Origin of the sequence: Luteolibacter rhizosphaerae (assembly GCF_025950095.1) — a bacterium.
GTDB classification, from domain to species: Bacteria; Verrucomicrobiota; Verrucomicrobiia; order Verrucomicrobiales; family Akkermansiaceae; genus Haloferula; species Haloferula rhizosphaerae.
Genome location: NZ_JAPDDR010000007.1, coordinates 42793 through 64261, shown reverse-complemented (window position 1 = coordinate 64261; position 21469 = coordinate 42793). Strand labels below are relative to the sequence as shown.

Here is a 21469-nt window from a genome sequence, read left to right as displayed (position 1 = left end):
AGATGGTCATGGGTGGCGAAAGGCGAAAAAACCCGGTAAAACGGTGGTTTTCTGGTTTTCACGTCCGGGGCTTGCCTCCTAGCGTGCGGCCCATGGCCATTGATGTGTCCTTGCTCTCCCGTGTGTGCGAAGCCCCCGGTGCGCCGGGATTTGAGAAACTGATCCGCGAACTCGTCCTGAAGGAAATCGAAGGCCTAGCCGACGAGATCCGGGTGGACAACATGGGGAACGTGGTGGCGCTGAAGAAGGGCAAGTCCTCCGCGAAGCGGGCGATGGCCGCGGCGCACATGGACGAGATCGGCTTCATCGTGACGCATGTGGATGACAAGGGCTTCATCCGCTTCAATCCGCTGGGCGGGTTCGACCCGAAGACGCTGACTTCCCAGCGCGTGATCGTTCACGGCAAGAAAGACCTGCTGGGTGTGATGGGCTCCAAGCCGACGCACATCATGCAGCCGGAGGACCGCAACAAGCCGGCGAAGATCACGGACTACTTCATCGATACCGGCCTGCCGAAGAAGGAGGTGGCGAAATACATCGAGGTGGGCAACCCGGTGACGCGCTGGAGCCCGCTGCTGGAGCTGGGCGAGTGCGTGAACGTGAAGTCGCTCGACAACCGGGTGTGCGTCTTCCTGCTGATCGAGGCGCTGCGCGCGTTGAGCAAGTCGCGCAAGAAGCCTGCCTACGATTTCTACGCCGTCTTCACCGTGCAGGAGGAAGTGGGCCTGCGCGGCGCGAATGTCTCCGCGCTGGAGATCAAGCCGGACTTCGGTTTCGGGCTTGATACCACGATCGCCTACGATGTTCCCGGCTCGACCCCGCAGGAGCGTTGCACCGCGCTGGGCGAGGGTGCGGGGATCAAGATCATGGATAGCTCGGTGATCTGCGACTACCGCATGGTGGCCTTTATGAAGAAGACCGCGGACAAGTACAAGATCAAGTGGCAGCCGGAGATCCTGGCGGCGGGCGGCACGGATACCGCGGGCCTGCAGCGGATGGTGCCCGGTGGCTCGATCGCGGGTGCGGTCTCGGTGCCGACGCGGCACATTCACCAGACGATCGAGACGGTGAACAAGAAGGACCTGGAGGCTTCGATCAATCTCCTCGTGGCCTGTGTCTGCGAGCTGGACAAGGGCGACTGGAAATTCTGATGCCGTAACAAGTTTTGCGAAGGCCCCGGTGCGATTGGCGTGCCGGGGCCTTTTGCGTTTCAAGGAGCGGGGAAGAGTTCGTCGAGCGCGTCGGCAAAGAGGGTCATGCCCTGGGCATTCGGGTGGTTGATCGAGTTCACCATGAGCGAGGTGAAGGGGATGCCCTGGCGCCAGAGGCGGCCGTAGCGAGCGGAGGCATCGGCGATGAGCACGGGGTGTGCGGCGGGCAGGTTTCTGAGGAAGGCGACGTAGGGGCGCGGGTCGGTGTCGATGTCGCGCTCCTTCTCCAAGCCCATCCACGAGGGCCGGATGTAGTGGGGGGTGAGGATGATCCAATCCGCGCCGATGCTACGGAAGTCATCGTAGATCTTGCGGTAATTGTTCGTCCAATGCTCGGGAGGGAGACCGGCGTCGTTGACGAACTCGGCGATCACCAGGTCGGGTTTGGTGGCGAGGACCTTCTCCGCGTAGTTGTGCTCGGAGCCGGGAGGCTCGTTTAGGTAGGCGGTGGTGGTGCGGCCGCCCCATGCCTCGGTGATCAGCTCGATCTTCGTCTGCGGGAACTTCGTGCGAAGGCGGGCGACGAATTGCTCCTGCCAGCGCTCGGCCGGAGGCAGGTAGACGGCGGCGGTCACGCTATCGCCCCAGGCGAGGATGCGGACCGGTGCGCCGGTGCGGAGCTTTTCCAGCAGACGGGGGAATCGATCGGCCGCGGTGATGGCGGGAGGCTTGGCAGGGTAACGGGCTTCGAGGATGGGGAAGAGGTGGTCCTCAGTGAGCTTGGGGATCGGGCCGGGGATCCAGATCTGGCCGAGCAGGTGTGAGCCGTCCGGCAGGGAAGGGGGCGTCGGTGCAGCGGCAGTGCCCTTGCCTTGGATCACGGAGATGGTGCCGTCCGGCGCTTGCGCGATGGAGTCGATCCGCAGGAAGCTGTGCCGATAGCTGGCGTAGACCGGGGTGTTCACATGGATGGCTCCGCCTTCCATCCTGCCGAAGGTTCCCCAGACCGGTTCGATCTCCCAATCCTTGCCGCGCTGGAAGGCCGTAGCATCCGCGTTCTCCGAGGAACGTAGTACCACGCTGGCAGTATCGACGAGATGCGGGGTGGAGCAGGCTTCGGCGAGGTTGCCGGCGAACTTCGCGCCATTGTTCCATCCTCCGCCTTCGGGGTTGTAGACCGGCAGCGAGGCGAAGTTCTCGGAGCTCACCTCCCGATGCTGCGGTGGTGCGATTTCCAAGGTGGTCGTGCCGCCGCTGGCCGGTGTCACTTCGATCTTCCAGTCGCCGGCGAGGGTGAAGCGGGCGGGTGTGGCTTCGTTCGCGGCGTTCTTATCCATCAGCCAGGCGATGAGGTCGCGGACTTGCTCGCGTGGCAGGGTATTGATCAGGCCCTCCGGCATGAGGGAGTTCGGGAGGGTTTCGATCTTGGCGATGCCGGAGGTGGGGAGGGTGGTCTTTTCTGTCAGGGTTTGGAGCGTCGTGCTGCGTTCGTCGCGGGAGCGGATCATGCCGCTGAGCACGCGGCCGTCCTTCAGCGTGACGATGGAGAGTTGATTTTCCTTCGCCACGACCGCGCTTGGATCGAGGATATTGGTCAGCAAGTAATCGAGGTTGTCACGGCCGCTGCCGGTGAGCTCCGGTCCTGCCATGCCGCCTTCGCCATACATCTTGTGGCATGCGGCACAGAGCTGACTGAAGACTTCCTTGCCCTTCTGTTTATCGGCTTGGCCGAGGGTCTTCGGTGTCAGGTAGGTCTTCCATTCCTGCAGGGCGGCTGCCTTCTCCGCGCTCAGGTCGCGCATGTCTCCCCATAGCGCGGTGATTCTGTTAGAAAGTGCGGGGTCATCCAGCGAGCGGAGCTGCCGGACTTGGAAGGAGGAGAGCAGGGATGCGGGCAGGGAGCCGGTCTCGATGGCATCCAGCAGCAGAGTCGCCCAAGGCTTGCGGGAGATCAGGGCTGCGATGGCATGAGGCTTGTCGTTGGTGGAGAGGGTGGGCAGCCGCCCGATGAGCAGGGCGGCGTCCGTGATGTGGCTGTCCAAGCTGAGGCGTTCGATCGCGATCGGTGTGAGGCCGGGCTTGCCCACCAAGGTGCGGGCGAGTTCGAGCGAGTTTGGTTCACGAATGGTGGCGAGGGCGCGCAGGGCGATCACGCGGGATTCGGTGTTGGCGTGCTCATCTGCAGCGACCGAGAGATTTGCCGCGATTGCCGCGGGGTCGCGGTAGAGGGCTCCGATCGAACGATAGAGTTGCTGGAGCCCGGAATGGCTTGTGGTGGCCAAGACTCCGGCGAGCTGGGGCCACGAAGCCGGAGCTGCGGGATTGCTCGCGCCTTCCAGTGACTTCGCGAGGCCGGAAAGAAGGTCGAGCCTCCATTCATCGGGGGCTGACACCGCGTGTTTGATCAGAGAGTCGAAGGCTCCTTGGGGATCCGCAGGGGCCATCGCGAGGCGTCGGGCGATGTGGTTGCGGACAAGCGGGATGGCACAGGATTTTGCGAGATCGGCGAGTTCCAAGCGGTGATCCACGGCCATGGGCTCGATGCCATACCAGAGCATGAGCGAGAGGTTGTGATCGGTGGCGTCTTCCGCATGGCGCAGCAAGGGAGTGGCGAGCGGGGCGCGGGAGGAGAGGGGCATGCGCTGTAGGCCGCTGGCGAGCGCGAGCCGCACGGTGGGGTTGGTCTCCTTCAGGGAGAGGTCGGCGAGAACGGCGGCCAAGGCGGGATCAACCTGCGACGCATCGTCGAGTAGCAAGCGGATGGCCCAGATGCGGAGCGGAGATTCGGGATGATTCAGGAGACCCATGAGCAAAGCTCGATCAGCCTTGCCAATCGCATGGAGGGCCCAGAGGGCGCGGAGCTTGATGGCCGGGGTGGCGCCGGCTTCGAGTTGCTGAAGAAGCGCGGCGACGATGGCTTCCGTCGCTCCTTCCTTTGCGGCGAGGTGCTGCAAGGCCAGTCGGGCGTGTCGGGCAAACCACTCGTTGGAATGAGAGAGTAGAGGAACCAATTGCTCCGGCAACAGGGCGGCCACATCCGCTACGGCGGGTGGAGGGGGATTGCCGTGGGTAATCTTGTAGATGCGCCCGGACTGGCGGTGGATGCCATCGTCATCATGGCATTCGCCGGTATCCGACCAGTCCGCGATGAAGACGCCGCCATCCGGGCCGTAGAGCAGATCGATGCCCCGGAACCAAGGGTCTGCGGAGAAGGCCAGATCGGGCTGGTGCTTGCCGGTGAAACCGCTGCCTGTTGCTTCCAAGTATTCCCGGTTCAGACGACGACCATGGAAGTTGATCGTGAAGAGATTGCCCCGGTATTCCTCCGGCCAGTTGTCGCCTTGGTAGATCATCAGCCCGGTGTGGGCATGCCCGCCGCCGGCGGAGGAAGATTCCGCACTGATGCCCTGCCGGATCTCATCCCACTTCTCCGCCGTGTCCCAGTGCACGTGATCCGCGTGCTGATCGATCTGCTCGAAGATGTAGGGATTGTAGTCATCGCCGAACATCCGCTTGTAGTGTGCTCCCGGAATCACGTGCCAGAGGTGGCCGATCACCGTGTTGATCATGAAGGCCTCGCCATGTTGGTCCCAGTCCATGCCCCAAGGGTTGGTCGTGCCCTCCGCCACCACTTCCACGGTCTTCCTGCCGGGGTGATAGCGCCACACGCCGCCGTTCATCTTCTTCCGCGCCCCTGCCTCCGTGCCCGGTGTGCCTAACAGCGAATGGGCGAGGATTCCTTGGCGTCCGTAGAGCCAGCCATCCGGTCCCCACTTCAGGCCGTTCGCCATCGTGTGGGCGGAGCCTTTCACATCGAAGCCGTCGAGCAGCGGCAGCGCGGGGCCATCGGGAGAGTCATCGCGGTTTTGATCCGGGATGAAGACGAGCTTCGGCAGGGTCAAGGCCCATACCCCGCCCAAGCCGGTCTGAATGCTGGTGAGCCGTTCCAGACCATCCGCGAAGACCGAGCGCTTGTCGTGGATCCCGTCGTGGTCCGTGTCCTCCAGGATGACGATGCGGTCGCGCAGCTTCGGCTCATAGTAGCCGCCACTGTGGCCCGCATACATGTAGCTCTCCGCGACCCAGAGCCGGCCGCGGTCGTCCATGCACATCGCGATCGGTTGGCGGACATCCGGTTCCGCTGCGAAGACGGTGGCGCGGAAGCCCGGCGGCAATTTCCAGTCCGCGGCAGCTTGGGCGGCGGACAAGGGGCTGGTCTCCGATTTCTCGGTGTTGAAAGGCTCCTCCGCTCCGTGGGCGGCGCCGATGGCGAGAGCGCCGAGAAGGATGCGGGGAAACGGGTTCTTGGGCATGAAGCATCACTACGGACCATAAGTAAGGATTCTTGAATCTTTTCTTGCATGCTCTCCCCGGCGGGGCTGTCCCCGCATTGGGGACGTGCGACGAGTGAAAGGCGGCACTGCTCGCTACCGTTCCCCGGGAACGATTCATGAGGTTCCACTCGATGCTGCTGGCCCTGCTGCCGTTCCTTTCCGCTTCCGGCCTGGGTGCTGCCGAGGCCCCGCCGGACTATCGCTTCAAGGTGGAGTCGCTGCTGGAAGGTATCCCGCAGCCGATGCAGTTCCACTTCGCGCCGGACGGCCGCGTCTATTTCATCGAGATCGGCGGGAAGCTGAAGATCTTCGACCCGAAGACGCGGGTGGTAACGGAGGCGGGCGGCGTGGCGGTGACCAATGCGATGGAGAACGGCCTGCTCGGCATGGCGCTCGATCCCGCCTTCGCGAGCAATCGCCGGATTTACCTCTACTACTCGCCGCCTGACTTCGAGGGTCAGGTGCTGAGCCGTTTCGAGATCAAGGACGACCTGCTCGACATGGGCAGCCGCAAGGACCTGCTCACGGTGCCCGAACAACGGAAGGAATGCTGCCATCATGGCGGCACCTTGCGCTTTGGTCCGGATGGCTCGCTTTATGTTTCCACCGGGGATAATACGAACCCCTTTGGCTCGGAAGGTTACTCACCGCTTGATGAGCGGGACGGCCGCGACCCTTGGGACGCGCAGAAGTCCTCCGCGAACACGAATGACCTGCGCGGGAAGATCCTGCGGATCCGACCGAAGGAGGACGGCAGTTACGAAGTGCCGGAGGAAAATCTCTTTCCGAAAGGTATGCCGCAAACCCGACCGGAGATTTATGCCATGGGCTTCCGGAATCCATGGCGCTTTAGCATCGATCCGCGGAGCGGCGTGCTCTATGTCGGCGATGTCGGCCCCGATTCCGGCGGCGATAGCGAGGATCGCGGGCCGAGCGGCTTCGACACGCTCAACCGCATCGCGAAGCCGGGGAACTACGGCTGGCCTTACTCACGGGGCAAGCGGCTCTACCGCGACTTCGATTTCGTAAGCAATGCACCGGGCGAGGAGTTCGATCCTGCCAAGCCGCGGAACGAGAGCCCAAACAACACCGGTCTGAAAGAGTTGCCCGCCGTGCAGCCGCCGCTGCTGTGGTATCCCGGTAGCCAGAGCAAGGAGTTCCCGCTGCTGGGAGGAGGCGGGCGGACGGCCTGCGGCGGTCCGGTCTTCCACCATGATCCCAAGTTCGAGTCCAGCGGGGGATTCCCGGAGTACTATGACCGCAGTATCATTTTCTACGACTGGCAGCGTCCCGCGATGCTGTGGTTGAGGCTGGACGAGCAGGGTGCCTTGAAAAGCATGGAGCCCTTCAGTGCCACGCTACGGCTGGCCCAAGGAGATCCGGATGGCAGCGAGCGTTTCCAAGTGAAGCGTCCGGTGGACATGTGCTTCGGCCCCGATGGCGCGCTGTACGTGATGGACTACGGCGAGACCTGGGGCGCGAACAAAGACTCGCGCTTGATCCGCATTTCCTATCAGTCGGGCAATCTCGATCCCGTGGCCCGGATCAAGGCGGAGAACACCCGCGGCGCGGAACCCTTGGCCGTGAAGCTTTCCGCGGCGGACTCCTTCGATCACGAGAGCCAGGTCCTGAGCTACGAATGGACTCTGGAACCGGGTGGCAAGAAGCTCGGCTCGGAGCGCGAGATCGGCACGACCATCGCGGAGCCGGGCAACTACAGCATCGGGCTCGCGGTGCGTGATCCCCAAGGCGGTGTCGGCCGTGTGAGCGCCGCCATCACCGTGGGCAACCATGTCCCGGAGATCCGCTTCCTGGAGCCGGCGGATGGCACCTTCCTCACCCCGGGCAAGCCGCTGCGCTACCGGATCGAAGTGAAGGATGTGGAGGATGGCGATGGTTCGCAGAAGCCGGACGAGATCGGCTACCGGACCTTGGTCAATGCCCGCTGGGAATCCGGCGGATCCGCCGATGGCTCGGAGACCGGGCTCGCGCTGATGAAGCAGAGCGATTGCTTCAACTGCCATGCCGTCGACCAGAAGCTGGTCGGTCCACCGCTGCTGGAGATTGCCAACCGCTATCGCGGCAAGCCGGAAGCGGTGGAGCCCGCGGTGCAGCGGATCCTGAAAGGTTCATCGGGAGTTTGGGGCGAGGTGGGGATGCTACCGCATCCGCAGATCAATTTGGATGAAGCCCACTTGATCGTGCGCTGGATCTTCGCACTTGAGCCGGGCAAAGCCTCTCCCGCGATGATGCGCGGGCTGAGCGGGGAGATCACCGTGCCCTCCAGCCCGGAGCCGCTCGGAGGAATCCTTGATGCCGCCTACACGGATACCGGGAAAGGCGTGGCCGGGCCGCTCGGTGGCAGCGCGCAGGTGCGCCTGCTGGCGCGCAAGCTCCAAGCGGAATCGGGAAAGGTCGAGGGTGCCCGCCTGCTCGGCGGCGAGGGTTCGGAGGGGCAATTCGTCGGGGCGATCGATCATGGCCACCGGATCTCCTTCGGCAGGGTGCAGCTTCAGGACAGCAGCACGGTCAGCTTCCGCGTCTCCAGCGGGAATGTGGGCGGCTTCATCGAGCTGCGCGATGGTGCGGCGGATGGCGCCCTGCTCGCCAAGGTGGAGGTGAAGAATACCGGGGCCTGGGGCAACTGGGTGGAACTGACCGCGCCTTTGGAAACCAAGGGCTCCGTGGACTTGTCCGCGTTCTTCGTGAAACCCGGCAATGGCGGACTCATGAATCTCGACTGGCTGCGCTTCAATCCCTGAACACGCAGGGCATTTGACCGGGCCCGCGAATTCCGCTTTCTTCCGATCAACGCATGAGCCGTTTCATCCTGCCTTGGTTCGCGACTCTCCTCACCGCCGGGGCCTCTCCGAAGCTGGATTTCGCGCTCGGCATCCTAGCCGAGCAGCGGGGCGATGGCCTGGCCGCTGCTGCCGCGATCGAGAAAGCACGGCTCGCCGATCCCGCAGCCTACCCGCTGATGACGCGCGCGGCGGAGCGGCTGCAGGCTGCCGGTGACATCGAGGGAGCCTCCACGCTCTACCGCGAGTTTGCCAAGGCGGCCCCCGGGCGATTGGACGCCCAGCTCGCCTATGCCGATTTCCTGCGCGGTGCTTCGCCCGATGATGACTTCGCGACCAAGATTGCCCGGGACACCTTGGAGAAAGCTCGCGCCGATCATCCGGAAAATATCGCGATCAAGAACCGGCTGTTCCGGATTCACGAGGCGCTGGGAGAGCGGAGTGAATCCCTGAAGCTTTTCGAGGAGCTCGCCGCTCCGGATGCGGACGAGGACCGCACTATGGCCGCCGTGAACATGGCGCGCACCCTCTTCCCGAAGGATGATCCGAAGGCGCGGGAGAGGCTGGATGAGCTGCTGAAGCAAGCGGTCGCCCGTTCCCCCCGGAATCCGGTTCTGGCCCGCACCGCCAGCGAACATTTTCGCAATACCGCCCGGCTTCCCGAATCGATCGAGATGCTTGCGCTGCACGTCGCGGCGGATCCGACTTCGCTGGATCTGCGGATCCGCTTGGGCATTCTCCAGCTGGCCGCCGAGCGGACGGAGGAGGGCGAGAAGACCCTGCTGGAGGTATTGGTCATCAATCCCCGCCAAGCCCTCGCGCACCACTCCCTCGCCAAGCTGTATCGGAAACAGGGGAAAGCCGATGCCGCCCGCCCCCATGCTGCGGAGGCGCTGAAGATCCGCGGTGGAGATCCCTCGGAGTTCGCCGCCTTGGCGGATGAGTTCCTTGAGGCAGGCCAGCCGCGCGAGGCCCGGCTCCTGCTGGAAAAGGCGGTGTATTTCAACATGTCCGACGCCGAACTCGCCGCGAAGCTCGCGGTGGCGACCCGTCGCGATCCGGAGATGCGCGAGCGGGCATCCCGGCTCTTCCGCGAGGCCGAGTCCCTTGCAGGTGGAGAAGGTCCGGCGAAGGATCCGGTCTTTCTGAGCGAGTTCGCGGAATCGCTGGTGGAGGGTGGTCAGAAGCTGGCCGCCGAGGAGCGGCTACGCCTGGCGATCCGTGCTTTCCCGGCGGAAAAGAAGAAGGAAACCGCTGCGGCGCTCCGCCGCCTTGCCGGGCTCTGGCAGGAGGGAAATCGTAACGCCGAAGCGGCCAAGGCCTTGCTGCAGAGGGCGGAAGGTCTGGATCCTCGTTAGATCTTAAGGGATTGCGCCCCGCGGAAAGGGAGGGTATAGACCCGGCCCCAGCCAGCCACATGAATTCCTCGACGTCCTTTCTGAGCCTCATCGCCAGCGTCCTCGCCCTCATCCTCGCGAGCTGTGCGAACAAGTCCGTGACGAGCGGTCCGGATGGCAAGCCGATCGACTCCGCCGGCAAGCCCGTGAATCCCTTCCCGCCGGGAACCTACGATCACTTCAAGGCCGAGCCGGACTATCCCAAGACGATGAAGAGCTGGAAGAACGACCAGCTTCTTTCAAGCGTAGGCACCGAGGAGACGCGGATCCTCATTTCCCTCAAGACCCAGCGCGGCTTCCTCATGAAGGGCGACGAGGTCATCATGGATTACCCGGTCTCCAGCGGCATTCCTTCCCGCCCGACACCTCCGGGGAACTACAAGATCCTCGAGAAGCTGGTGGAGAAATCCTCCAACTCCTACGGCAAGGTCTACGACGCCGAGGGCAACCTGGCCGATGGCGAAACACCGAAGGATGTGCCGGAAGGCGGCAAGTTCACCGGTGCGCCGATGCCCTACTGGATGCGCCTGACCTGGGATGGCGTGGGCCACCACATCGGGATCATTCCGCGTTCGCGCCGTCCCGCCTCGCACGCCTGCATCCGCGGCCCGCGCGCCGTGATGCCGGTGGTCTACAGCAAGGTAAAGGTCGGCACGCCGGTCTCCGTGGAAGACTGAACTTTTCAAAACGAAAAAGCCCCCGTCCGCATGCTGCGGACGGGGGCTTTTTGTATCTGAGAATCAAGCGGGGCAGGGGAGCTTCACTCCTCTTCTTCCATAAAGGTGTCGTGACCTTCTTTCTTCGAGCCCTTGATGCTGTCCACCAGGGTGGCGACCTTGTCGAGATCCTTGGCGATGAAGGCGGACTCCACTTCGCAGAGGGTCACGAAGAGCTTGCCCATCTGTGCACGGTAGGCGGCCACGCCCTTTTCCTTCACGTCGGCCGGAGCCTTTTCCAGCATGGAGGGAATCAGTGGGATGGCCTTCAGCACGGCCTCCTGCGCTTCGCGGGCAGAAGCGGCACCCTTGGCGGGATCGGTCTCCTTGCGGAAGCCCTTGTAGGCGTCATCCAGCTTCTCCATTTCCTTGGCGAGCGGCGTGTCGTCCTGGGCGCGAACCTGAACGGGAGCGAGCACGGAAGCCGCAAGGAGGATGGCCGGGAAAATGATTTTCTTCATACGCACGCGCATACAGCGCGGAGCGTGCCGACCTGTCAAGGTAGGGCTCCCAATCGCACCGGCTCCTCCACGAGCGAGGCGAGCGCCTCCTGAATCGGGACATCGCGGCGGGTGCGATCGACGAAGAAACTGACCTGTTTGTAGCCCGCTTCGATCAGGAGTTGCAGGGCCTCGGCATAGCCGTCGCCGACGCGCTCGGGGGAGTGTGCATCCGCGCCGATAACCACGGGAATCCCGCGCTCGTGCATGAGTGCGAGCTGGGAGAGCGAGGGATTCATCTCGGGCAGGCTCTTCAGCATCCCGCTGGTATTGAGCTCCATCGCCACACCGGTGGCGGCGATGCGGTCGAGGGCGCGGCAGATATCGTCGCGCAGACGCTCGAAGTCCCACTCCGAAGGCGACTCGTTTTTGACCAGATCCGGGTGGGCGAGGGTGTCGAAAAGTCCGGTCTCCGCGGACATGGCCAGGTGCTCGAAGTAGATCTGCTGGTAGGCGAGGGTATCGCCGCGGTAATAGAGCCTGCGGTAGGGGGCGAGCTGGTAGTGCACCGAACCGAGGATATGGCTGAGCGGGGCGCGGGCGTGCAGCTCCTCCAGCCACGGCTCCACGCCGGGGAAGTAATCGCTCTCGATCCCGGTGCGAACATCCAGCGAGCCGGCATAGGCCTCGTGAGTGGCGGCGATCAGATCGAGGTAATCGCCATACTGCTCCGGGCCCATGCGGATATGGGCGGAGTTCCCGTCGGGTAGCGGACAGTGACAGGTGAAGGTGATGCCCCTGAGATTCCGCGCGGCGGCTACCGCGGCGAATTCAAGCGGCTCGCCGAAGGCGTGCTTGCACAGGGGAGTGTGGCAGTGGGACTCGTAGAGCAATGGGGCGGGGCCGCTGGCGCTGGAGTTCGGGCTCACATCCGGATCTTCGCCGCCCGGGGCCGATTCTGCCAATCGCATTCCTTCATCTCCGTGATTCCACGGTGTTATTGACCAGGCGGGCGCGGGTTGGCTGCCATCCCCCTTGCCTCCCGCTCCGTCACTTCCCAAACTCCGCGCCAGATGTCCGCACCGACGCTCACTCCGATGATGGCGCAGTATCAAGCGATGCGCCGCTCGCTGCCTGACGACGTGCTGCTGCTCTACCGGCTGGGCGATTTCTACGAGATGTTCTTCGAGGACGCGAAGAACGCCGCGCCGATCCTGAATGTTGCTCTGACCAAGCGGAACGCCATCCCGATGTGCGGCGTGCCCTACCATGCGGCGGACAACTACATAGCCCGCTTAGTGCGCGCCGGGAAGCGCGTGGCCATCGCCGAGCAAACCAGCGAGCCGAAGCCGGGGAAGATCGTTGAGCGTGAGATCACCCGGATCATCTCCGCGGGCTCGGTGGTGGAGAGCAACCTGCTCGACGACCAGCGGCCGAACTACCTCGCCGCCGTGTTCATCCTCGGCAAGCTGCGCGGGCTGGCCTGTGTGGACCATTCCACCGGTGAGTTCACCGTGGCGGAATTCACCGATCAGGCGCAGCTGGATGACGAACTGGCGCGCCTGACTCCCTCGGAGCTATTGATCTCGGATGAGCAGATCGCCCACTTCGGCGCGCTGCCGGCCTCCCAGCCCTACGATGGCTACGCGTTCCTGCCGGATCCTGCGCGGCAGATGCTCTGCGATCACTTCGGTGTGCACTCCTTGGATGGCTATGGCTGTGCGGATGCCCACTCCGCCGTGGCGGCTGCGGGCGCGATTCTCCACTACCTAGTCCATCAGCTCCGCCGTCCCTGCGAGCACATGCGTTCGCTGCGGATGCGGGAGAACGGGCGACACGTGTTGATCGATGCCGCCTCACAGCGGAACCTCGACCTGATCGATTCCCGCTCCGGCAAGAAGCACACGCTGCTGGGTGCGCTGGACCGCACCAAGACCCCGATGGGGGCGCGGCTCCTACGCGATTGGATTCTGCATCCCCTGCGCGATCAGGAGGTGCTCTCCGCGCGCCATGACTTCATCGGCTCGTTGGTAGCGCAGCCTTTCATCCTCTCGAAGTGCCGCGAGTCCCTGCAGGGGATCCGCGATATCGAACGCACCGTGGGTCGGCTTTCACAGGGTGCGGGGAATGCCCGGGACCTGCAGTCGCTGGCCATCTCACTGGATAACATCCCCTCGCTGCTCGACGACCTATCCAGCCTATCCGATTCGCGGTTCGCGATCGGCAATCCGGAGTCGCTCCAGACCTTCCCGGAGCTGGTGGAGCTGCTCCAATCCTCCTTGGCCGAAGAGCCGCCCGCCAATCTCAAGGACGGCGGGATGATCCGGGACGGGCACTCGCCGGAACTCGACGAGCTGCGCTCGCTCTCCCGCGATGGCAAATCGTGGATCGCGAAGCTGCAGGAAGACGAGCGCAAGCGCACCGGCATCGACTCGTTGAAGGTGAAGTTCAACAACGTCTTCGGCTACTTCATCGAGATCACCTCCTCCAAGCTTGCAAAGGTCCCGGATGACTACACGCGCAAGCAGACGATGGCGAACTGCGAGCGCTACATCACCCCCGCGCTGAAGGAGATGGAGAACAAGGTGCTGGGTGCGGAAGAGCGCGCCAAGCAACTGGAGCAGGAGCTTTTCCTCCAGCTCCGCCAGCAGGTCTGCACACGCCTCGTGGAGTTGCAGCGCACCGCGGCGGCCATCGCGGAGATCGATGTGCTCTGCGGTCTGGCGGAGACGGCCCAGCTTCACGGCCACGTTCGCCCGGTTCTGGAGGAGTCGCGCGGCCTGCTCATCTCGAATGGCCGCCATCCGGTGCTGGAGCAGACTCTGGTGGAGGAGAAGTTCGTGCCGAACGACACCACCTTCGATCCTGTCGACTCGCTGCTGCAGATCCTCACCGGCCCGAACATGGCGGGTAAGTCGACCTACATCCGGCAGGTCGCGCTGGTCACCCTCATGGCACAGATCGGGGCCTTCGTTCCGGCGGAGAGCGCGGTGGTAGGCATGGTGGACCGGATCTTCTGCCGCGTCGGCGCTTCGGATGATCTCTCGCGCGGTCAATCGACTTTCATGGTCGAGATGAACGAGACCGCGCTGATCCTGAACCACGCCACCGAGAAGTCACTGGTGATCCTCGATGAGATCGGTCGCGGCACCGCGACCTTCGACGGGCTTTCGATCGCGTGGGCGGTGGCCGAACACCTCCACGACATCATTGGATGCCGCACGCTCTTCGCCACCCACTATCACGAGCTCACCGATCTTGCGAACACCCGTGCCGCCGTCGCGAACTTCAACGTCGCCGTGCGCGAGTGGAACGACGAAATCATCTTCCTGCGCAAGATCCTACCGGGTGCCGCGGACAAGAGCTACGGCATCCAGGTGGCGCGTCTCGCCGGCCTGCCGAAGCCGATCATTGATCGTGCGAAGGCGATCCTCTCGCACCTTGAACTTCACTCGACCAAACCCGACGCGAAGAAGCAGGGCCCGAAGGCGAAGAATACCCGCCAGCCCACGATGCCGGAGCCGAATCCACCGCAGATGGATCTCTTCGGCGAGATGTGAGGCGATCAGAGGCTTTTCCGCAGCGCTGCCACCGTCAGGCGGATCTCCTCTTCCGTCGCGCAGAGCGGGAGCATGATCACGATGGTGTCCCGGATCGGTCGGGTCAGGACGCCATGGTTCCGCATCGCGAGGCAGGTTTGCGTGCCGAGGCCTTCGGCCAGTTCGACCCCGGCGACGAAGCCGCATTGTCTTACGGCCTTCACCTTGGGCGAATTAAGTCCGGCCAATAGTTCCGCGAGCAAGGCGATCTTCGGCTGCAATCGATCGAGGGTCTTTTCTTGCTCGAAGAGCTCCAGGCTCGCCAGCGCGACCGCGCATCCCAGCGGATTCGCCGTGTAACTATGCCCATAGTAGAATGCGTTCTCCGCCGGTCCACGGAACGCATCGTAAACATCCGAGGTGGTCAGCGTTGCAGCCATCGGCATGTAGCCGCCGGTGAGGCCCTTCGCCACGCACAGGAAGTCCGGGATGACCTGCTCGTGCTGGCAGGCGAACATCTTCCCGGTGCGGCCGAAGCCTGTCATCACCTCGTCGAGGATCAGGTGCACTTCATGCGCATCGCACCATTCCCTCAGCTCCCGAAGCATCCCCTGCGGCCAAGGGCGCATCTCGTTGACACCTTGGATCATCGGCTCGATCACGACCGCGCAGGCCTGACGCACCGCCTCGCCGGGCAGATGCCGCAGCGCTTCCATCCCGCTCACGAAGGTCACCGGTGCCCCGTGCTTGCGGAAGCGCTCGTGGAATCGCGAAACCCCGCCCAGCGAGGCCGCGCCCATAGTGTCCCCGTGGTAGGCTTGTTCGAAGGCGATGAAGCCGTTGCGATCCGGCTCGCCGCGCTGCTGGCGATACTGGATTGCCATCTTCATCGCGCACTCGATCGCCGTGGATCCATCGTCGGAAAAGAAGACCCGCTCCAAAGTATCCGGGGGGAAGAGGGCGCAAAGTCGCGCGGCCAGTTCGCTCGCGCGCGGATTCGCGAACCCGAGGTAAGAGGTGTGCGCCACCTCGCGAAGTTGCCGCTCGATCGCTGCATTCAGCGCGGGATGGCCGTGGCCGTGAATGTTGGTCCATATCGAGGAATTCCCGTCGATGTATTTCCGGCCCTCTGAGTCCCGAAGCCACACGCCTTCGCCCCGGACCAGAATCAATGGGTTGGATTCAACCCATTGGTCCTGAGGGGTGAACGGGTGCCAGCAATGGGCCTTGTCGGCTTCGATCCAGCCTCGCGTGTCCTCGCGCATCGGGGTGATTCTTGCCGGGGATGAGGCGTCTGGGAACGGCGAAGTTTGCGACCCTACGCGATCAGGGAATAGGTCAACTGCAAATTTCGTGGGAGTCTGATCACGTTCCCAAGAGGAACCCATTCGAACGATCTCCCTCTCCGCGGGCGATCGGCAGCTCCGGGGAAGGCGACCCCCGGTGACCCGCCGATCGCCCGCTGTGTTTTTCAGGGGACGGGTTCAGGTCTTGAAATCCCGCAGCCGGAAGGCTGTGAAGCCGATCAGGAACAAGGTCGCGTTCAGGCCGAAGAGGAAAGCATAGGACCCCGCGATCTTCGGCCATGAGATGGTGTTCTCCAGCAGGTAGACCCAGTTGCTCATCCGCCAGGTCACGAAGTACTGCTCGTAGGGTCGGAAGAAGGGGAACTCCTGCAGCACGAGGTCCACGAAGAGGATGCTCAGCGCCACGATGGTTGCCGCCGCCGGCTTCATCTTGAAGCAGGAGAACATGAAGGCGATCGAGGAGAGCGTGATCATGCTGATGCCGATGCCGAGCGCCGCCATCGCGATCCGCCCCATCCCGTCGCCCCAGGTGGCGAAGGCGGAGAAGACCTTCATCTTGTAGTTCCACACGAAGAGCCCGCCATCGAAGCCCAGCGCGATCACGGACATGAGGTAGCCCGTCACGCCGACGAAGATCACGAAGCTCACCGTGTAGATGGATACCGCGGCATACTTCAGTAGCAGAATCCGCAGCCGTGACACGGGGCGGGCGAGCACGAGTCGCAGGTTCCCGTCCTCGGACTCCTTCGCCACGATGTCTCCGGCGACCAGCGCGAAGTAGATCGAGCCCAGTAAGAACATGCTGAAGCCCATCACCCAGTAGGTCACCGTCAGCGAGCTGTAGTATTCATCGAAGCCGAAGCCGTTCGTCTCGATCAGCGTGCGCATGGTGCGCTGGCTGCCGGGCAGCTTGAAGACGAGCAGGATGATTGCCTCCATCACCAGGAAGACGATGTAGCCGAGGTAGGTCCGCTGGCGGCCGAAGAGCTTGCGGAGTTCGCCCCCGAGTTGGCTGAGGAAATTCATGCGGCAGGGATGAAGGGGAGGGCGAGGTCTTTGGACGGGGTCGCGGTGATCTCCAGGTAGAGGTCTTCCAGCGATCTCCGGACCGGCGCGAAGGCGGAGACGCGGATGCCGCTGCCGACCAGCGCCGCTACCACGATGGCGGGCTCCAGATCCGGAGGCAGCGCGATCTTCCCGGGGCCGATGATCCGGGCGCCGTTCAACTCCAGGAAGGGCGCGGCCTGAGACCACGGCTCCAGATTCACCTCGTAGACGGGAGCCTCATCCTGCAGCGACTTCAGGGAGCCCTCGTGCACCAGCTTGCCCTCGCGCAGGATCGTCACCCGGTCGCACATCTGTTCCACCTCGGCCAGCAGGTGTGAGTTGAAGAGCACGGTCATGCCGCGCTCGGCACGGAGATCGAGAATGAAATCGCGGAACCACTTTATGCCTTCCGGGTCCAGCCCGTCGGTGGGCTCGTCGAGCAGCAGCACTTTCGGTTCGGGGATCAGCGCTTGTGCCAGTGCCAGCCGCTGCCGCATGCCGTGCGAGTACGAGCCTACCTTTTGGCGGATCCGTTCGGTCAGGCCCACGCGTGCTACCACCTCTTTCGTAGCCGCAGCATCGAAGCGGCCCGAGTAGCCCGCCAGGATCTTCAGGTTATCCCAGCCGCCCAGATACTCATAGAAGGCCGGGCTCTCGAAGATGGCGCCGACCTGCTGCAGGGCCGCCGCGTGATTCTTCTGCACCGAGATATCCCCGATCCATGCCTCGCCTTGGTCCGGCTCCACCATCCCCAGGATGATGCCGAGCGTCGTGCTCTTGCCCGCGCCGTTGTGGCCCAGCAGGCCGTGAATCTCCCCGCGCTCCACTTGGAAGGAGACATTTTGCAGGGCGGGCCTGCCGCCGAAGGATTTGTGTAGGCCGGAAACGCGGAGCATGAGGTCTAGCGGTTGACGCCGAATTGGACTTTGCTGGAGGCGGAGAGGTCCGCGTAGAGAAAGTTCACGCCCGGGTCCCCGGGGTGCCAGTCCTCCTTGTCGGTCACCAGCGGGATACGTTGGTCCGCCCCGCTTTTCCCGAAGAACTCCAATTGCCGCCGGTTCCTGCCGCTCTGGGAACTGTTCCAGATGTAGCTGCAGCCGGACTTCTCGCAGATCTCGTGATCCGCCGGGCAGTGGAAGACCTCCGGATTCGGCAGATAGCTCGCCAGCTCGGTCTCCAGTACCGGTGTGTCCTCCGTCTTGGATTTCCGCCCGGCGGCGATCGCGGGCATGGTCTGCGCGTTGTCCTGCAGGTAGCCCTCCAGCGCCACGCCGATCTGCCGCAGGTTCGAGAGGCAGGCCGCGCTGCGGCCGCGGGCGAGGATCGCATTGCCGATGGGGAAGGCGATTGCTGCCAGTGCCGCCACGATCAGCAGCACCACCAGCAGTTCCGTCAGCGTGAATCCCTTGGCCTTCATCGCGAACCGGGTCCGAATTCCTGACCGCGCAGCCCCTGCATCACCTCGTTCATCGATTCCATCAGCGGGGCCAGGTCCAGCTTCGTGTCCGAGCTGGCCTTCTCGAAGTAGGCACGCATCCCCTCGGAAGCGATCGTCTCCAGCAAGTCATCGCCCAGCTCTTGCGCCCGCGACATCTCCTCGCCGGTCTTGCCGCTCTCGATCTCACGCAGGCCCCGCTCCACGAACTCCTTCCGCTTCTCGGGCGGGAGCTGGTCGATCGCTTCCATGAATTTGCCCATCGATTCCCGCACCGTCAGGTCGATGAAGAGCCTCTTCTCGTCCGGGCTCATCAGGCGGAAGAGCCGTTCGGTCGAGCGGTCGTCGCGGTTCCGCTCCCGCTCCGCGAAATCGAGGCGGTTCACGAGGCCGGCCACCTCGCGTAGCTTGCCCTCGCGCTGCTTCGCCTTGGCGGCATCCGGCGGGGAGCTCTGGCCGGACCAATCCTCAAAGGCTGCCGCTTCCACTTCCTTGGCCACTTTCTCCGCCGTGATCTGGCGGGAGCCCGCGTAGGCACGCACTGCCGCCACCGCCCCCCACAGGAGCACGAGGAACACCAAGGACTGGATCAGGATCTTTTTCCGGTGCATCGGATCGACCCCGAAGCTAGGCCCGATTCTAACACGCGCAAGGGCGGGAGCGTGACGCTAGCGGGGGGCGGAGGCCCGGCGCAGGCGGTCCATGATTGCCACGCCCAGACCGGTCTCGCTCACCGGCTCGGCCACGATCGCGTCCAGACCCTCCTCGTCGAGCACCCGCATCACGTGGAAAAGGCGCACCGCGGCCTCCATCAGCTTGCCGCTGCCGGGGCTCAGTTCCTCCACCCGCTCCCACTCGTGCAGGTCCACGTAGCCGGCCTTCGGGTCGCCGCGGTAGCTTAGCAGGCCGTATCTCTTGCCCTCTTCCGGGCGGAAATCCTCCGGCTTGTCGAACATCAGGAGCGGCGTCCGCGGCGCGTAGTGGCTCTCCAGTTGGCCCGGGGCATCGGGGCGCTCGCTGATCTTCTTCTCGATCACCACCTTGCCGAACTTCTGGAGCTCCTCCTTCGTCACCGGTCCGGCCCGCAGCACGCGGATTAGCGGCTTCTGCTCGCCGGCCCGGTTCTCGATCGTGATGATCGTGCTCTCCAGCCCTTCGCGGCAGGCGCCGCCATCCACGACCAGCGGGATGCGGCCTTCCAGCTCCTTCATCACCGCGCTGGCGGAGGTAGGGGAAATCCGGCCGAAGCGGTTTGCGCTCGGGGCCGCGATCGGGCGGCCGAGGGCCTTGCCGATGCTCCGGAAAATCACATTCCCGCTCTGCCGCACCGCTACGGTCGGCAGGCCGCTGGTCACCAGATCCGGGACCTTGTCCGATTTCGGGAGGATGATCGTCAGCGGCCCCGGCCAGAAGGCTCCGGCCAGGCTCTTCACCGTCCCGGCGATGTCCTCCGGCAGCACCGCCACCTCCGCCAGTTCCTTGAAGGAGGCGATGTGGACGATCAGCGGGTCGAAGGCCGGGCGCTCCTTCGCCGCGAAAACCTTCGCCACCGCATCCGCGTTGAAAGCATCCGCAGCCAGCCCGTAGACCGTCTCCGTCGGCACGGCCACGATCTCGCCCTTGGCGAGCGCGGCGGCAGCCTCGCACACGGCGGACTTCATGTCTTCTTCGTCGGCGGAAATGATGCGGGTCTCGGACACGGCCGGAGTTTGGCGCTAAGGAATCCACCCGGCCAGCCCGTATTTACATTTGCAGAGTTGGCACTTCCCGACATTACTTCCCGCCATTACAATCCGAGCATGAGCCCTATCGAAGACCTACCGAAGAACATTGTTCTCGTGGGGCTTATGGGCTGCGGAAAAACCACGGTGGGCCGCAAGCTGCAGGGCCTGCTCGGTTACCCGATGATCGATACCGATCACCTCATCGAGGAGAAGGCCCGGCTCTCGATCTCGGAGATCTTCGCCCGCCGGGGCGAGACTGCCTTCCGCGAACTGGAAAGCGCCGTCCTGAACGAGCTCTCCGCCCCCGGCACCCCGCGCCGGATCATCGCCACCGGTGGCGGCATCGTCGGTCGCAAGGCGAACCGCAAGCTCCTCTCTCGCCTCGGCTACGTCGTCTGGCTGCAGGCTCCGGTCGATGTCATTCTCCAGCGCACCGGCCGGAACCGGGACCGGCCCCTGCTCCAGACCGAAAACCCGCGGGAGAAGATCGAGAAACTGCTCGTCGAGCGCAGCCCGCTCTACCACGAGATCGCCGATCTCGAGCTGGAGACCTCCGGCCTTGAGACCGAGGAAATCGCCTGCGGGATCCTTGAGAGCGCCCGCTACCACTTCGCGGCGAAGCCCTGAGGCTTCAGTCCACCGTCTCCGCCAATACGGGGAAATGATCGGAGGGCAGCTTTACCCGGTAGTCCTCGAAGGTCACCTCCTTCGGGAAATTCCCTGACTTGCTGTCCTCCGGATCCGCCGTCGGTGCCGCCCGGTAGGAGTCCGTCAGGATGCCATAGCGCCGCACCGGCACGCCCTTCGAGACGAACACATGGTCGATCCGGCTCTCGGTTTTCGCATTGCCGTCGAACTTGTTCGGCGTCCCGTTCAGGGCGAAGCGGACCTTGGCCACATCGTGGGAGTCGTCCAGCCGCGTGGAATCCTTGAGCAGCTGGTAGCTCTCGCTGTGCTGGTCGACGTTGAAGTCGCCGGTGAGATACACCGGGGCCTCGCCCGCGATCTCGATCTTCTTTAGCACCAGCTTCACCCCTTCCTTGCGCGAGACCTCGCCGCGATGGTCCAGGTGCAGGCTGAAGGCGTAGAACACCTTCTTGTCCGCCTTGCGCAGCAGCTTGGCCCAGCCGCAGATCCGGGGCAGGGAGGCATCCCAGCCCTTGCCCGGCTGGTCGGGCGTTTCCGAAAGCCAGAAGAAGCCTTCGTCCTGCAGCTCATACTTCTCCTTCTTGAAGAAGATCCCGATGTGCTCGCCCGCCGCCTTGCCGTCGTCGCGGCCATGCATCGAGCAGCCGTAGTCCGGAAGCAGGCGGCAAAGATCCTCCATCTGGTGGTGAAAGCCCTCCTGCGTGCCCAGCACATCGAAGTCGTGGAACTGGATCAGGCTTGCGATCACCGGTGCCCGCTGGGGCCAGCCGTTCCCGGCCTGCACGTCGCCCTTGTTGTCGTAGCGGATGTTGTAGGAGCCGATGATCGTGGCCTGCGTCAGCGGGGCCGCGGAAACCAAGGCCGCCGCCGTCCAGAGCTTCGTCAGATGCATGCCGGGAGGGAACTGGCATCGCGCCCGGATGTCAACGG

16 protein-coding genes are annotated in these 21469 nt (G+C 64.0%); 6 read left to right on the top strand and 10 right to left on the bottom strand.

All coding sequences use genetic code 11. From position 1 onward, the window contains the following. The first annotated feature begins 92 nt into the window (after positions 1-92). The gene (locus OJ996_RS14245; RefSeq protein ID WP_264514282.1) at positions 93-1151 is read left to right on the top strand and encodes a M42 family metallopeptidase; all 1059 of its coding nucleotides are present in this window, start codon (positions 93-95) and stop codon (positions 1149-1151) included. Between the two features lie 59 nt (positions 1152-1210). Here OJ996_RS14245 and OJ996_RS14240 read toward each other — a convergent pair whose 3' ends face one another. Next, positions 1211-5464 (bottom strand): PVC-type heme-binding CxxCH protein, encoded by a 4254-nt coding sequence (locus OJ996_RS14240; RefSeq protein WP_264514281.1) that lies wholly within the window; start codon positions 5462-5464, stop codon positions 1211-1213. A gap of 137 nt (positions 5465-5601) precedes the next feature. Between OJ996_RS14240 and OJ996_RS14235 the strand changes: the two genes are divergently transcribed. The 3 genes from OJ996_RS14235 to OJ996_RS14225 are packed head-to-tail and all read left to right on the top strand — an operon-like array spanning position 5602 to position 10360. After that, on the top strand, positions 5602-8247 hold the full coding sequence (locus OJ996_RS14235) for a PQQ-dependent sugar dehydrogenase (RefSeq protein ID WP_264514280.1): 2646 nt from the start codon (positions 5602-5604) through the stop codon (positions 8245-8247). Between the two features lie 53 nt (positions 8248-8300). Beyond that, positions 8301-9644: a tetratricopeptide repeat protein gene (locus OJ996_RS14230; protein WP_264514279.1), complete on the top strand. Its 1344-nt coding sequence runs from the start codon at positions 8301-8303 to the stop codon at positions 9642-9644. Positions 9645-9703: 59 nt separating this feature from the next. Further along, the gene (locus tag OJ996_RS14225; RefSeq protein ID WP_264514278.1) at positions 9704-10360 is read left to right on the top strand and encodes a L,D-transpeptidase; all 657 of its coding nucleotides are present in this window, start codon (positions 9704-9706) and stop codon (positions 10358-10360) included. Positions 10361-10443: 83 nt separating this feature from the next. On the opposite strand, the gene OJ996_RS14220 is transcribed toward OJ996_RS14225, so the two are convergent. Further along, positions 10444-10860, bottom strand: a complete 417-nt coding sequence (locus tag OJ996_RS14220; protein ID WP_264514277.1) for a cytochrome b562 — start codon at positions 10858-10860, stop codon at positions 10444-10446. A gap of 35 nt (positions 10861-10895) precedes the next feature. Next, a complete protein-coding gene (locus OJ996_RS14215) occupies positions 10896-11810 on the bottom strand; it encodes a histidinol-phosphatase (protein ID WP_264514276.1) in 915 nt (304 codons plus the stop codon). A 102-nt stretch (positions 11811-11912) separates the two neighbouring features. On the opposite strand from OJ996_RS14215, the gene mutS reads away from it, so the two are divergent. Further along, the gene (mutS, locus tag OJ996_RS14210) at positions 11913-14399 is read left to right on the top strand and encodes a DNA mismatch repair protein MutS (protein WP_264514275.1); all 2487 of its coding nucleotides are present in this window, start codon (positions 11913-11915) and stop codon (positions 14397-14399) included. Between the two features lie 5 nt (positions 14400-14404). Here the strand turns inward: mutS and bioA are convergent, their stop codons facing one another. From bioA to OJ996_RS14180, 6 genes are all read right to left on the bottom strand, one after another. Further along, positions 14405-15643 (bottom strand): adenosylmethionine--8-amino-7-oxononanoate transaminase, encoded by a 1239-nt coding sequence (bioA, locus tag OJ996_RS14205; RefSeq protein ID WP_264514274.1) that lies wholly within the window; start codon positions 15641-15643, stop codon positions 14405-14407. A gap of 219 nt (positions 15644-15862) precedes the next feature. Next, positions 15863-16711, bottom strand: a complete 849-nt coding sequence (locus OJ996_RS14200; RefSeq protein WP_264514273.1) for an ABC transporter permease — start codon at positions 16709-16711, stop codon at positions 15863-15865. Beyond that, positions 16708-17628: an ABC transporter ATP-binding protein gene (locus OJ996_RS14195; RefSeq protein ID WP_264514272.1), complete on the bottom strand. Its 921-nt coding sequence runs from the start codon at positions 17626-17628 to the stop codon at positions 16708-16710. Before OJ996_RS14195 ends, OJ996_RS14200 begins: the two co-directional genes overlap by 4 nt. A gap of 5 nt (positions 17629-17633) precedes the next feature. Further along, positions 17634-18149 carry a prepilin-type N-terminal cleavage/methylation domain-containing protein gene (locus tag OJ996_RS14190; RefSeq protein ID WP_264514271.1) on the bottom strand — a complete coding sequence of 172 codons (516 nt, stop codon included), beginning with the start codon at positions 18147-18149 and terminating at the stop codon, positions 17634-17636. Then, on the bottom strand, positions 18146-18778 hold the full coding sequence (locus OJ996_RS14185) for a hypothetical protein (protein WP_264514270.1): 633 nt from the start codon (positions 18776-18778) through the stop codon (positions 18146-18148). Before OJ996_RS14185 ends, OJ996_RS14190 begins: the two co-directional genes overlap by 4 nt. A gap of 57 nt (positions 18779-18835) precedes the next feature. Further along, positions 18836-19867 carry an L-threonylcarbamoyladenylate synthase gene (locus OJ996_RS14180; protein WP_264514269.1) on the bottom strand — a complete coding sequence of 344 codons (1032 nt, stop codon included), beginning with the start codon at positions 19865-19867 and terminating at the stop codon, positions 18836-18838. 99 nt (positions 19868-19966) lie between these two features. Here OJ996_RS14180 and OJ996_RS14175 point away from each other — a divergent pair, with 99 nt between their 5' ends. Then, entirely contained in the window at positions 19967-20518 is a 552-nt protein-coding gene (locus OJ996_RS14175) for a shikimate kinase (protein WP_264514268.1), read from the top strand. 4 nt (positions 20519-20522) lie between these two features. Here OJ996_RS14175 and OJ996_RS14170 read toward each other — a convergent pair whose 3' ends face one another. Then, positions 20523-21431 (bottom strand): endonuclease/exonuclease/phosphatase family protein, encoded by a 909-nt coding sequence (locus tag OJ996_RS14170; RefSeq protein WP_264514267.1) that lies wholly within the window; start codon positions 21429-21431, stop codon positions 20523-20525. Positions 21432-21469 lie beyond the last annotated feature (38 nt).

Bases quoted from the DNA above. Each gene is read 5' to 3' on its own strand.
- OJ996_RS14245 (WP_264514282.1), top strand. From the start codon at position 93: ATGGCCATTGATGTGTCCTTGCTCTCCCGTGTGTGCGAAGCCCCCGGT.
- OJ996_RS14200 (WP_264514273.1), bottom strand. From the start codon at position 16,711: ATGAATTTCCTCAGCCAACTCGGGGGCGAACTCCGCAAGCTCTTCGGC.
- OJ996_RS14240 (WP_264514281.1), bottom strand. From the start codon at position 5,464: ATGCCCAAGAACCCGTTTCCCCGCATCCTTCTCGGCGCTCTCGCCATC.
- OJ996_RS14170 (WP_264514267.1), bottom strand. From the start codon at position 21,431: ATGCATCTGACGAAGCTCTGGACGGCGGCGGCCTTGGTTTCCGCGGCC.
- OJ996_RS14175 (WP_264514268.1), top strand. From the start codon at position 19,967: ATGAGCCCTATCGAAGACCTACCGAAGAACATTGTTCTCGTGGGGCTT.
- OJ996_RS14225 (WP_264514278.1), top strand. From the start codon at position 9,704: ATGAATTCCTCGACGTCCTTTCTGAGCCTCATCGCCAGCGTCCTCGCC.
- OJ996_RS14230 (WP_264514279.1), top strand. From the start codon at position 8,301: ATGAGCCGTTTCATCCTGCCTTGGTTCGCGACTCTCCTCACCGCCGGG.
- OJ996_RS14215 (WP_264514276.1), bottom strand. From the start codon at position 11,810: ATGCGATTGGCAGAATCGGCCCCGGGCGGCGAAGATCCGGATGTGAGC.
- OJ996_RS14220 (WP_264514277.1), bottom strand. From the start codon at position 10,860: ATGAAGAAAATCATTTTCCCGGCCATCCTCCTTGCGGCTTCCGTGCTC.
- OJ996_RS14235 (WP_264514280.1), top strand. From the start codon at position 5,602: ATGAGGTTCCACTCGATGCTGCTGGCCCTGCTGCCGTTCCTTTCCGCT.
- bioA (WP_264514274.1), bottom strand. From the start codon at position 15,643: ATGCGCGAGGACACGCGAGGCTGGATCGAAGCCGACAAGGCCCATTGC.
- OJ996_RS14185 (WP_264514270.1), bottom strand. From the start codon at position 18,778: ATGCACCGGAAAAAGATCCTGATCCAGTCCTTGGTGTTCCTCGTGCTC.
- OJ996_RS14190 (WP_264514271.1), bottom strand. From the start codon at position 18,149: ATGAAGGCCAAGGGATTCACGCTGACGGAACTGCTGGTGGTGCTGCTG.
- OJ996_RS14195 (WP_264514272.1), bottom strand. From the start codon at position 17,628: ATGCTCCGCGTTTCCGGCCTACACAAATCCTTCGGCGGCAGGCCCGCC.
- mutS (WP_264514275.1), top strand. From the start codon at position 11,913: ATGTCCGCACCGACGCTCACTCCGATGATGGCGCAGTATCAAGCGATG.